Source organism: Neobacillus niacini (genome assembly GCF_023715785.1).
GTDB lineage: Bacteria > Bacillota > Bacilli > Bacillales > Cytobacillaceae > Neobacillus > Neobacillus niacini_E.
On the sequence record NZ_JAMBOX010000004.1, the window covers coordinates 17,660 to 30,149 of the forward strand.

The 12,490-nt window shown below is 42.6% G+C and carries 13 protein-coding genes; 2 read left to right on the forward strand and 11 right to left on the reverse strand.

Annotation, left to right across the window (positions count from 1 at the left end):
* Window positions 1-106: 106 nt before the first annotated feature.
* The gene (locus M3234_RS09595) at window positions 107-340 is read left to right on the forward strand and encodes a DUF2627 domain-containing protein (protein WP_262304523.1); all 234 of its coding nucleotides are present in this window, start codon (window positions 107-109) and stop codon (window positions 338-340) included.
* Between the two features lie 31 nt (window positions 341-371).
* Here the strand turns inward: M3234_RS09595 and M3234_RS09600 are convergent, their stop codons facing one another.
* Window positions 372-1,100, reverse strand: a complete 729-nt coding sequence (locus tag M3234_RS09600) for a glycerophosphodiester phosphodiesterase (RefSeq protein ID WP_262304524.1) — start codon at window positions 1,098-1,100, stop codon at window positions 372-374.
* A 37-nt stretch (window positions 1,101-1,137) separates the two neighbouring features.
* Between M3234_RS09600 and M3234_RS09605 the strand changes: the two genes are divergently transcribed.
* Window positions 1,138-1,278 carry a YycC family protein gene (locus M3234_RS09605; RefSeq protein WP_262304525.1) on the forward strand — a complete coding sequence of 47 codons (141 nt, stop codon included), beginning with the start codon at window positions 1,138-1,140 and terminating at the stop codon, window positions 1,276-1,278.
* 39 nt (window positions 1,279-1,317) lie between these two features.
* Here the strand turns inward: M3234_RS09605 and spo0A are convergent, their stop codons facing one another.
* From spo0A to folD, 10 genes are all read right to left on the reverse strand, one after another.
* Window positions 1,318-2,112: a sporulation transcription factor Spo0A gene (gene spo0A, locus M3234_RS09610; RefSeq protein WP_262304526.1), complete on the reverse strand. Its 795-nt coding sequence runs from the start codon at window positions 2,110-2,112 to the stop codon at window positions 1,318-1,320.
* 271 nt (window positions 2,113-2,383) lie between these two features.
* Window positions 2,384-3,670 (reverse strand): SpoIVB peptidase, encoded by a 1,287-nt coding sequence (gene spoIVB, locus M3234_RS09615; RefSeq protein ID WP_262304527.1) that lies wholly within the window; start codon window positions 3,668-3,670, stop codon window positions 2,384-2,386.
* 122 nt (window positions 3,671-3,792) lie between these two features.
* Window positions 3,793-5,481, reverse strand: a complete 1,689-nt coding sequence (recN, locus tag M3234_RS09620) for a DNA repair protein RecN (RefSeq protein WP_262304528.1) — start codon at window positions 5,479-5,481, stop codon at window positions 3,793-3,795.
* Window positions 5,482-5,497: 16 nt separating this feature from the next.
* Window positions 5,498-5,947: a transcriptional regulator AhrC/ArgR gene (ahrC, locus tag M3234_RS09625; protein ID WP_066312460.1), complete on the reverse strand. Its 450-nt coding sequence runs from the start codon at window positions 5,945-5,947 to the stop codon at window positions 5,498-5,500.
* A 140-nt stretch (window positions 5,948-6,087) separates the two neighbouring features.
* On the reverse strand, window positions 6,088-6,918 hold the full coding sequence (locus M3234_RS09630; protein WP_262304529.1) for a TlyA family RNA methyltransferase: 831 nt from the start codon (window positions 6,916-6,918) through the stop codon (window positions 6,088-6,090).
* 3 nt (window positions 6,919-6,921) lie between these two features.
* On the reverse strand, window positions 6,922-8,817 hold the full coding sequence (gene dxs, locus M3234_RS09635; protein ID WP_262304530.1) for a 1-deoxy-D-xylulose-5-phosphate synthase: 1,896 nt from the start codon (window positions 8,815-8,817) through the stop codon (window positions 6,922-6,924).
* Between the two features lie 186 nt (window positions 8,818-9,003).
* Window positions 9,004-9,900: a polyprenyl synthetase family protein gene (locus tag M3234_RS09640; RefSeq protein WP_262304531.1), complete on the reverse strand. Its 897-nt coding sequence runs from the start codon at window positions 9,898-9,900 to the stop codon at window positions 9,004-9,006.
* Window positions 9,900-10,133 (reverse strand): exodeoxyribonuclease VII small subunit, encoded by a 234-nt coding sequence (locus M3234_RS09645; RefSeq protein WP_262304532.1) that lies wholly within the window; start codon window positions 10,131-10,133, stop codon window positions 9,900-9,902. The genes M3234_RS09640 and M3234_RS09645 overlap by 1 nt, the downstream gene beginning before the upstream one ends.
* Entirely contained in the window at window positions 10,123-11,481 is a 1,359-nt protein-coding gene (gene xseA, locus M3234_RS09650) for an exodeoxyribonuclease VII large subunit (RefSeq protein WP_262304533.1), read from the reverse strand. Before xseA ends, M3234_RS09645 begins: the two co-directional genes overlap by 11 nt.
* A gap of 134 nt (window positions 11,482-11,615) precedes the next feature.
* Window positions 11,616-12,470: a bifunctional methylenetetrahydrofolate dehydrogenase/methenyltetrahydrofolate cyclohydrolase FolD gene (gene folD, locus M3234_RS09655; RefSeq protein ID WP_262304534.1), complete on the reverse strand. Its 855-nt coding sequence runs from the start codon at window positions 12,468-12,470 to the stop codon at window positions 11,616-11,618.
* Between the last annotated feature and the right edge of the window lie 20 nt (window positions 12,471-12,490).

Consider the following 12,490-nt stretch of genomic DNA (forward strand, 5'->3'; position numbering starts at 1 on the left):
TTTATCTATAAGTGCTCATCTTGACAAATTTCTTCTATGTACTATTATTTTTTTGAAGGCTTATTGTTTTTGCACTGTGCCTTATTATTTTGTGGAAGGACTTTCTATGAAACGGATTATTGCACTTATTATTTTAGTAATTCCCGGTTTCTTGGCCGGATGGGGGATTAAACTGATGCGGGACATGACCTTCGGGATCTTGATTGCCCCCTTTCCATGGTATTGGCTGCAATTTCTTGTTGGATTGATTTTGTTTCTAGGCGGACTCGGATTTGTCGCCGGATTTATTCTGCACCGTGACCGAAAAAGAAATAAAGTTCAAACGAGATTTAAGAAATAAATTTCGTTTCCATTAAAAAAAGAGGCCATAATTATGGTCTCTTTTCATACTTTTTTTTAATTTTCACAGCTTTGGCCGGGTCATCGGTTATGAAAGCGCTGCAATTTATTTTGAACAGCCGCCGCATATCCACCTCGCGATTGACCGTATAAGGGCGGACGGCAATCCCATTTTCCATCGTTGCCGTGATAAGATCGTCTGTTATCGTGGAATGCTTTGGATGAATCCCTTTTGCTCGAATCGATTGCGAATAAATCCACGGCATATAAATGCTCTCCAGGAACAGCGGAGCCGTTTCAATTTCTGGAGCCATCCGAACACAATTCACAATGCTATAATGATTAAACGAAGAGATGATGATCCGATCACTTAAGTCATACTTTTGGACGAGACCGATTACTTTTTCCTCCATGCCTTCATAAGGAAAAATGCCATTTTTTAATTCAATATTACAAATCAATTTGGTTGTTTTCAGCCATTCCAGCACTTCTGTCAACGAAGGGATCGGTTCCTTCTTTGTGCTTTTTTTATTGGCATTGAATAAACGAATTTCTTTATAAGAATGGTCTTTCACAAAACCTGACCCCGACGTGGTCCGGTCTAATTTCTCGTCATGAATGACCACTGCCTCCCCGTCCCTTGTTAATTGAACATCGAGCTCCAACCCGTCTGCACCTGCTTTTTCAGCAGCCAAAAACGCACTCATTGTATTCTCTGCATAAGCAGCGGAGTAGCCGCGGTGAGCAAAAATTTGTGTCATGTAGTCACATCCTTATTAAAAATTGGGGGTAAAAAAGTTGAAACCATTGCCTATATCACCTGAAACAGCAGTAATGCTTTCGAAGAAATTAAAGGTCCCACTAGAACAGATTATGCACATGCCACAGCATATTCTAATCCATAAACTGATGGAACTTGAAAATGAAAAAACTAAGTAAAAAAAGCCTCGCAAAAGAGGCTTTTTTTTACTGGTCCTTTCAAGAAGCTTTATGCTCCAAACGCAGTTTATCTGCGACCATCGCAATAAACTCAGAATTGGTTGGCTTCGCTTTTGACATGCTTACGGTATAGCCGAACAAAGAAGAGATTGAATCGATATTCCCGCGGCTCCAGGCCACTTCAATCGCATGGCGGATGGCACGTTCCACCCTACTGGCGGTCGTGTTGTATTTTTTGGCAATATCGGGATATAAAACTTTTGTAATCGAACCCAATAATTCAATGTCATTGAATACCATGGAGATGGCTTCTCGCAAATATAAGTAGCCTTTGATGTGTGCCGGAACGCCAATCTCATGAATGATGCTCGTAATGCTTGCATCTAGGTTCTTCGGCTTTGCTTCAGACTGAGAGCGATAGCTGGCAACCGGTGCCTTTCGGCCTGCGAATGCGCTTCTTGAGCCGCTTACCTGGCGAATGTGGCTGCCAAGGTTATCCATATCAAATGGCTTCAGGATAAAGTAAGATGCCCCCAATTCAACTGCCTTTTTTGTCACGTCTTCCTGGCCGAATGCAGTCAGCATAATAACGTTAGGGAGCACACCTTTTTTTAGTTCACGAAGTCTCTCAAGAACTGCCAGACCGTCCAAGTGCGGCATAATAATATCAAGGACCAGTACATCTGGTTCAACCGTGCTTAACATTTCCAAACATTCTTGGCCGTTATGAGCTACTCCAGCCACTTCCATATCATCTTGGGATGAAATATAATCCTCCAATAAACCTACAAGTTCTCTATTGTCATCCACGACACAAACTTTAATCTTTTTCAACTCGGTTCCTCCTCAACTCAGTTCAATTTCTCTATTTTAGTTCCAAGCATATTCGTCTAACTCTATTCTAAATTAGAAATTCGACAATGCAATAAAAATTCCTCTGTTTTTTTTAATATTTCTTAAATTAGTGATAAAATCTTATCTTTTCTTCATTTTTCTTACACATTCGACGAAAATCGCCCTTTTTCCATTTTTATACTGCGTTTTGTCGAAAAATACTGATGAAAAAAGAAGCAAAATAGGCAATTATCCCTATTTTGCTTCCTGATTAACTTGCCTTATTCTTAGGCATTTCATATATGTTAATTCCGGCTTCATTTAGCATCCATTCAATGTGAACTCCATAACCAGAGGTCGGATCATTGACAAAAACATGGGTGACTGCTCCGATGAGCTTGCCATTTTGGATTATTGGGCTGCCGCTCATTCCTTGAACAATTCCCCCTGTCTTTTCCAAAAGCTTAGGATCGGTTACTTTAATAACCATCCCTTTGGTAGCCGGAAACTTTTGCGGAATTGTACTGACAATTTCAACATTAAATTCTTCGACCTTGTCATCATTTACTACTGTCAAGATCTTGGCTGGCCCCTCTTTTACCTGATGTGACAAGGCAATCGGAAGCGGCTTATCCAAGACGCCATTCTTTAAATCCTTATTTAATTCGCCGAATATCCCAAATGGGCTGTTCTTCTTAATATTTCCGACCACTTCACGATCTGATGAAAATCGGGCGAGTTTTTCTCCTGGATCGCCGTTGCTGCCTTTTTCAATGGAAGTGACGGTTGAGCGGACAATTTGTCCATCTTCGACCACAATCGGCTGTTTTGTATCCATGTCGGAAATGACATGGCCAAGTGCACCGTATTTTTTCGTTTGCGGGTGAATGAATGTCATCGTCCCGATTCCTGCTGCGGAATCCCTAATATATAAGCCAAGTTTATAGGTGTTTTCCCCTTTGTCTTTTAACGGAGTTAGTTTTGTTGTAAATTTGCCGGACTCCCGGCTGATGACCATATCTAATGGTTTTTCTTCTTGCCCTGCTGCCTGGACATATGGTGCGACATCTGTCATTTTTTCTATTTTATTTCCATTGATTTCGGTAATAATATCTCCGACCTTAATTCCTGCGATTTCACCCGGAGATTTTTTTCCATCAGCGGTGTTCACCAAGTGGTGGCCTACAACTAAAACACCGACTGTATTCAATTTTACGCCGATTGATTGTCCCCCAGGAATGACACGAAAATCCTTTAAGACATTTACATCGACTTTCTTAACCGGAATGCCGGCAAATTCCAGAATCATTTCATCTTTGCCCTGTTCCGCTGCCTGAAAAGAAACAGAATGTTTTTCCTGGTCAAGGGTATTCAAATTGTGAGAAACTAAAGAGGCTGTAACCGGTGCAGCCTTTTTAAAGGTATAATCCTGTCCTTCAAATACGGTAATGCTTTTGGGAATGCTTAAAAACTCACGCATTGGCTGAAAAAAAATTAGGCTTATTAATGAAACAAGGAGAATTCCACCAATAGTTTTTCTTAATATTTCTAATTTCAAACTTTTCACTCTCCTCGCTTCTTTTTCTGCAGTTGAAAATGGCTACATCTTTAATTTTGCCTCCTTGACAATCATTTATAACTTTGTTCAATATAAAAAAGCTACCCAAGATGGATAGCATTTCAATTTTTTTTATTTTTTACAGCTATTTGCAGTAATTCCTCTGCATGTTGTTTGGTTAAATCGGTTATTTCGGCACCCGAAATCATCCGGCCAACCTCTTTAATCTTTTCTTGCTCATTTAATGGCTTGACAGAAGTCGTTGTCCTGCCCCCCTTAACAACCTTGGAAATGAACAAATGAGTATCTGCCATCGCAGCTACCTGCGGTAAATGAGAAATGCATAAAACTTGGGAATTGATGGCCACTTTATAAATCTTCTCAGCTATTGCCTGGGCCACCCGGCCGCTAACACCAGTATCCACTTCATCGAAAATAATCGAGGTAACGCCCTGATGCTTCGAAAAAATACTTTTGAGACCAAGCATAATTCGTGACAATTCCCCGCCCGATGCCACCTTGGATAATGGCTTTAACGGTTCCCCGGGATTGGTTGAAATAAAAAACTCCGCATGATCTGCACCGGTTTTGGAAAAGTGGTCGGTTTCCGTTTCAAAACGGATTTCAAAGATTGTTTTTTCCATGTACAGTTCTTTTAATTCTTTATGGATTAACCCTGTCAGTTTTTTTGCCCACTTTTGTCGAAGCTCAGTTAAAAACTTAGCCTCAAGGCTTAAGTCCTTCTTTACAGAAGCTAATTCTTTCTGCAGTTCATCAATCCGTGTTTCCTTATTTTGCAGTGTTTCGATTTCTTCTTCAATTTTCGCGGCATATTCGAGAATTTCCTGTATCGTCTTTCCATATTTTCGTTTCAACTGATTGATTTCATTCAATCGGTCTTCAATTTCATGTAACCGTTCTGGATCAAATTCCAACAGGTCAAGTTCATTCCTTAATGACCGAGCGGCGTCTTCCAACTGATAGAAGCTGTTTGAAACATTTTCAAACATTTCTTTATAGCCAGAGTCCAGGGCAGCAGCAGCTTCGAGGTGACCCATCGCCATGCCAATCCAGTCCAAACCCTTTTGATCACCATTTAAGGCATTATGGCTCAACTGGAAGGCTTCATATAGTTTTTCAAAATTCGCCAGCCTTCGTTTCTCTTCCAACAATTCCTCATCTTCATTGAGCTTTAGATTGGCTTTTTGAATTTCATTTAATTGAAACATGATCAAATCCAAGCGATGAGCCATTTTCTGGTCATTCTCACTTAAGGCCTTCAGTCTTTGCCTCGTCTGTTCGAAGCGTCGAAAAACTTCTTGATATTCATTAATCGCTGGGAAGATTTCCTCAGCCCCAAATTGGTCGAGAAGCGGCAAATGCCTTGTTTCATCCATCAATTCCTGATGTTCATGCTGTCCATGGATGTCAACAAGAGCGGCGCCAATTTCTCTAAGAGTGGAAATGGTGACTAGTTTACCATTGACCCGGCATATGCTTTTTCCCGTCTTGGAAATATCACGGCGCAAAATAATTGTGCCTTCTTCCATATCAATGCCAAATTCCAATGCTTTTTTACAAACGGGATGCTCGGTATCGTCAATTTGAAACAGACCCTCCAGTTCTGCCTTTTCTTCACCGTGACGGACAAATTCCGCTGACCCCCGGGCACCAGTCAGTAAATGAACGGCATCAATGATTATGGATTTTCCTGCACCCGTTTCTCCAGTTAATACTGTTAAGCCTTTATTAAAAGAGATAGAAATTTTTTCAATAATGGCGAAATTTTTAATGGATAATTCTGCTAACATGAAACATTCCCCCAGATTAGAGCATTTCTAGGAATCGGTTTGTGATGGTTTCTGTATCTTCCTGCGTCCGACAAATAATGAGAATCGTATCATCTCCGCAAATCGTTCCGACTATTTCATCCCAATCCAAATTATCGATTAAAGCCCCTATCGCCATGGCATTTCCTGGAAGACTCTTCATGACGAGCAAATTACCGGCGGAGTCAATCCGTACGAAGGCATCGACCAGTGCCCTTTTTAGTTTTTGCAGCGGGTTAAAACGCTGGTCGGCAGGCAGACTGTATTTGTAGCGCCCATCACTTAACGGTACTTTCACTAGATGCAATTCTTTTATATCTCGAGACACGGTGGCCTGGGTTACATTATATCCGGCATTTTTTAATTCATCGACCAATTCGTCCTGAGTTTCAATATCATTGCTGGCAATGATCTCTCTTATTTTGATATGACGTTGACCCTTGTTCATGGTTCCACTCCTACGCATTTTGGACTATATTTCACCTAATCATATGTTAGCCCATTTTGGCAAACTTGTACATTTTTTATTTATAAAAATACAGCGGTATACAAAAAAATTTAAAAGGAGTAGGCAAAAAACGCCTACCCCTAATCTTGCTTTGAATTAAATTCTTTATGCGCTTCTGTAACGATCTCTACTGGCTTTATAGGAAGTTGATTAATACCCGTTTCGCGCGCGCCTTCCCACTTGAGATGGAGCAGGAATTCGATATTCCCATCGCCGCCGGTAATTGGCGAATAGGATAAATTGGAGATGACATAACCCTCCCCAACTGAAAAATCAATGATTTTATCTATTACCTGAAGGTGCACCTTTTGGTCACGGACAATGCCTTTCTTCCCAACCTGTTCTCTTCCGGCTTCAAACTGAGGTTTTATTAGGGCAACGACGTCGCCTCCAGGGACAAGCAGTGTTTTTAACACTGGCAGTATTAAGGTCAAAGATATAAACGAAACATCAATAGTAGCAAAATTCGGCATTTCCCCGGCTAAATCAGCAGGAGTGACATAGCGGAAATTGGTTCGCTCCATGACAATAACCCGAGGATCCTGGCGCAATTTCCATGCCAGCTGATTATAGCCGACATCGAGTGCGTAGGACATTTTAGCGCCATTTTGCAGGGCACAATCAGTAAACCCCCCCGTTGAGGAACCAATATCCAGCAATACCTTTTCTGCCATGCTGACATCGAAGACTTTTAAAGCTTTTTCAAGCTTTAAGCCGCCACGGCTGACATAGGGAAGAACATTCCCCTTCACGGTCAATGGAATATCCGTTTTGACTTTTTCCCCAGGTTTATCCATCCGTTCTTGGTTTGAATAAACAAGGCCTGCCATGACGGCGCGTTTCGCTTTTTCCCTAGTCTCAAATAAGCCCCGTTCCACTAGCAAAACATCTAAACGTTCTTTTGTATTCATTGGTTATGCCCTTTGCTGTTTTTTTCGTGCGAGGATTGAGATTCTATTGACTGCCTCTTCAGTCGTTAAGCCAATTTCTTCAAGAAGAGAATTAACATCACCGTGTTCGATGAATTGATCTGGTATCCCCATGCGATCAATTTGGGCGTGGCAATACCCCAGCGTCTGGGCGGACTCAAGCACGGCACTGCCGAAGCCCCCTTGTAAAATGGCTTCCTCAATTGTAAGGATCGGCATATTGTCCGCGAACAGTTCCGCAAGCATTTTTTCGTCCATCGGCTTGATAAACCGGGCATTGACAACTCTCACAGAGATCCCTTGCTTTTCAAGAATCATTGCCGCTTTCATTGCCATCGGAATCGTCGTTCCAAAGGTTAAAATCGCAGCATCGTCCCCCTGTTTTAAAACCTCCCAGGTCCCGATCGGTATGCTTTTTAGCTTTTCATCCATTGGAACACCGACTCCATTACCGCGCGGGAACCTCATGGCGATTGGGCCGTCATCATAATTCAAGGCCGTATAAACCATATGTTGTCCTTCATTTTCATCCTTTGGCATCATCAGCACAATATTCGGAACATGTCTTAGAAAGGCAATATCAAATACGCCCTGATGGGTTTCACCGTCAGCGCCGACCAATCCGGCACGGTCAATTCCAATAAATACATTCAGGTTTTGCCGGCAAATATCATGCACAACCTGGTCATAAGCTCGCTGCAAAAAAGTGGAATATATCGCCAAAAATGGCTTCATATTCTGTGTGGCAAGTCCTGCGGCAACCGTAGCAGCATGCTGTTCGGCAATCCCGACATCAAACATTCGATCAGGAAATTCACTTGCAAAGCCCTCAAGCTTTGAACCTACCGGCATGGCAGGCGTGATCGCCACAATCCGATCATCCTCCCGGGCAAGGCGGCGCACTGTTTCACTTACAAGGCTGCTCCAGGCTGGAGGCTGCTTCGTATTTGGCTTAACAAAATCCCCCGTATCCATTTTGTACGGTCCGGTTCCATGCCATGTTCCTTTCTTATCGGTCTCGGCAGGTTGGAAACCTTTTCCTTTCTTGGTGATGACATGAATGAGCACGGGACCTTCCGTTTTTTTCGCGTAGGTGAAGTTCTCAAATAAATCATCATAGTTATGGCCATCAATCGGGCCAAGATACGTAAAGCCCAATTCTTCAAAAAACATCCCGGATACTAATAAATATTTCAGGCTGTCCTTAATCCGTTCCGCAGTGGCAGCCAGCTTCCCGCCGACAGCAGGAACTTTCTTCAACAACATTTCCAGCTCGTCTTTGACCCAATTATATTTGCCGGCGGTCCGTAATTGCCCAAGAATATTGTGCAAGGCTCCAACGTTAGGGGCGATTGACATTTCGTTATCGTTCAAAATAACAATCATGTCTTTTTTCTCATGCCCGATATGGTTTAGTGCTTCTAGAGCCATCCCCCCGGTTAAAGCACCGTCGCCGATGACAGGAACAACAAAGTGTTTTTCCTTTTTTAAATCCCGGGCAATCGCCATTCCCATCGCCGCGGAAAGAGAAGTGGAGCTGTGGCCGGTCTCCCAGACATCATGCTCGCTTTCAACCCGTTTAGGAAAGCCGCAAAGTCCCTTAAACTGTCTTAATGTATCAAATTCACAGGCCCTTCCCGTTAAAATCTTATGGACATAGGATTGGTGTCCGACATCCCAAATAATTTTGTCACGCGGGCTATCAAAGCATTTATGTAAAGCGATTGTCAGTTCAACCACACCAAGATTTGGGCCAATATGGCCGCCGGTAACAGAAAGCTTTTCAATTAAAAATTGGCGTATGTCCTGACTTAAAGACTCCAATTCTTTGTTGCTCATACTTTTTAAAAATGCCGGGTCTTTTATGTTTAATAGATCCATTTACGGACCACTCACTTTCATACTTTTTCTTCGTCCCAGGCAGTTAATCTAAAAGACGGTTTGATTTAAAAACCCGGGCTCTTAAAAAATAGCCGCTAACACAACTGTGATAACGGCATTGACAACGGTTTCTACATTGAAACCAATTATAACACAGTTAATTTCCTGCCTCAAATGCCTGGATGCTTAATGATCCCGGGATGCCACCAGTTCGGCTAGCTCCACCAGAAGGTTTATATTTAATCCCGTTTTCTGCAGATTTACCTTTGCCGCAGTGATTTGCTTGGTTAATTCGGCTTTAGCCCCTTCCAATGTTAACAGTTTCGGATAGGTGCTCTTCAAGTTGGCCGTGTCACTTCCTACTTTTTTTCCAATCAATTGCTGGCTGCCAGTTACATCCAGAATATCGTCCTGAATTTGAAAGGCAAGACCTAGATGGTGGGCAAAAGCTGACAGGGATTCCATTTGGTTTTGATTTGCCCCTGCAATGATGGCCCCGGCCAAGACACTATAGCTCAATAGTTTACCGGTTTTATGAGTATGGATATATTCCAGCTCCTGAAGGGATAGAAACTTGTCTTCCCCTTCCATATCGGCCACCTGACCGCCAACCATTCCTTCTGCTCCGGCTGCTTTAGCCATTTCGACAACAAGCTTTATTTTTGTTTCTGGAGGTACCGATTCATTTGGAAGCTTTCCGATTACTTCAAAGCTGTAAGTTAATAAAGCATCCCCTGCCAGCGTGGCAACAGCATCCCCGAAAACCTTATGATTGGTCGGCTTGCCTCTTCTAAGATCGTCATTATCCATGCTTGGAAGGTCGTCATGAATCAGTGAGTAGGTATGAATCATCTCAATCGCACAAGCGGGAAATAAGCCCTTGCGCGGATCCTCTCCAAATGCTTCCAGGGTTGCAAATAACAAAAGCGGACGGATTCTTTTGCCGCCGGCCTTAAGCGAATAGACCATTGAATCTTTTAATATGGAAGGAGCATTTAGCGTTTCAACCAATGTACGAAGCTCATGATCCAAAAGAAGCTTATATTCATGTGCGAATTGATCTAATTGCCTGGTTTCCAACATTACTCCTCCTCGTTAATGGAAAAATTATCTGTACGTCCATCCTCCGTTATGATTTTCGTAATTTGTTCCTCAACATTTTTCAGCTTGTCATGACAAAGCTTTGAAAGTTCCATGCCTTCCTTATAGTAAGTGATTGCTTCCTCAAGAGGGACATCTCCCGCCTCAAGCTTATCAACAATTTTCTCAAGCTTTGACATTGCCGCTTCAAACGAGATGGTTTGCTCATTTGCCATTGTTTTCGCTCTCCTTTATATTCTCCACTTTACAAAAAAGGCTTCCATCTGACAGCTGAATCTGCACCTGATCAGATACCTTTACTTGATTGACACTTTTAATTAACCCGTTATTGCTGGTATACGCTACGCTGTATCCACGTTCCATAATTTTCAAAGGACTTAGAGCCTGCAAGGTGGAAATGATCCGGTCAAAATCTGTTTGTTTTTTTCCAAGGGTTTGTTGCATTGCCCTGTTCATATCTTTTTGTGTCCGTTCAAGTTGCTTTTTTGCTTCAGTTAACGCTTCACTAGGATGATTGCGCTGCAGACGTTTATAAAGCACTTCATGTTGTTCCGATTTTTCCGAAAACATTCGGGTGGTTCCGCGAACAAGAAGTTCTGTCAGTTTATCTACCTGTTCCATTTTCTGTTCGTAAAGCCGCTCTGGATATCGAAATGCGTACGACCTTTCCATACGGGCCAGCCGTTCACTTTCGAAGCGCAGTTTTTCCTTCATTGCTCTAATGAGCCTTGTTTGCCGCTGCAGCACTCGGTCCATCAGTTCATCAATATGGGGAACTGCCAATTCGGCGGCCCCAGTTGGTGTTGGCGCCCGAAGATCAGCGACAAAATCAGCAATGGTAAAATCCGTTTCATGCCCAACTGCAGAAATAATCGGGATCCTTGAGGCATAAATCGCCCTGGCTACCAGTTCTTCATTAAAAGCCCACAGTTCCTCAATGGAGCCGCCGCCGCGGCCGACAATCAATACATCTATTTCGCTCATTCTATTGGCTTTATCAATAGCTCCAGCAATCGAAGGGGCGGCATTTTCGCCTTGAACCAAAGCTGGAAAGACAATAATTGTGGCAATCGGATACCGTCTTTTGATTGTTGTAATGATATCCCTAATGGCTGCACCAGTAGGGGATGTGATGACTCCGACTGTTTTTGGAAAAGCCGGCAATGGTTTTTTTGTCTCGGCAGCAAATAATCCTTCCGTTCCCAGCTTTTGTTTTAATTGTTCAAATGCCAGAAACAGTTCCCCGATACCATCCGGTTGCATTTCTTTAATATAGAGTTGGTATTGTCCGCTCGATTCATAAACGGTGATATCACCTCTAACGATAACCTTCATCCCATTTTCCGGAACAAACTTCATCGCCCGGGAATGACTCGAGAACATGACCGCAAGAATTCGGGCCTTATCGTCCTTTAAAGTAAAATACATATGGCCGCTCGAATGCTGTTTAAAATTTGATATTTCCCCTCGGACATGAAGATCCTGCAAATGTGGGTCGGCATCAAATTTTCTTTTTATGTATTTTGTTAAAGCATGCACAGATAAATATCGTTGCTCCTGCATAAAGATGTTACTCCTTTTGGAACCCATTGTTTAAACTGTTAAGAATAAAACTGTCCTTATCCATTATATAGTCAGTTCTTCCTTATGTCAGCCAAGAAGAAACCAATCATAATCGGATAAGGACAATCTGTTTATTAGTGATTCAGGCTTTCAACTGCAGATTTTAAGGTATTGTACATTAGCATTGTGATGGTCATCGGACCCACACCTTTAGGAACAGGAGTGATGTAACCGCATTTTTGGCTAACTTCATCAAATGCAACATCCCCGCAGAGCTTCCCGGCTTCATTGCGGTTAATACCGACATCGATGACAACAGCGCCCTCTTTGACATGTTCGGCCTTAATAAAGTTCGGTATGCCGACGGCAGCAATCAGGATATCTGCCTGGCTTGTATGTTTCACTAAATCTTTTGTTTTGGAGTGGCAATACGTTACCGTTGCATGTTGATTCAAGAGCAGTTGTCCTACCGGCTTGCCGACAATATTGCTTCTGCCGACAACAACGGCATGCTTGCCGGCAACAGAAATTCCCGTCTCTTCAAGAAGCACCATAATTCCATAGGGAGTACAGGGCAGGAAGGCATTTTGGCCTGTCATCATCCTTCCGATATTAATTGGATGAAACCCATCGACATCCTTGAAAGGAGAAATGGCTTCAATGACCTTTGTTTCATCAATATGTTTTGGAAGAGGGAGCTGAACCAAAATCCCGTGGATTTTCGGGTCGTCATTTAGTTCATTAATCCTTGAGAGCAACTCTTGCTCCGACACCTCTTCAGCCATTTCGATTAACAGCGAATGCATACCCAGTTCCTGACATGTCTTTTGTTTATTCGTCACATATGTACGTGAGGCATGATTGTTTCCGACCAAAATTACCGCCAATCCCGGCGTTACGCCCTGACTTTTTAATTTTTCAACCTCTTTGGCAATTTCAAGCTTTTTTTTCGCGGCAATGTCTTTACCATTAATAATAACAGCAGTCATTTTCTTCTCTCCCTTAAGTT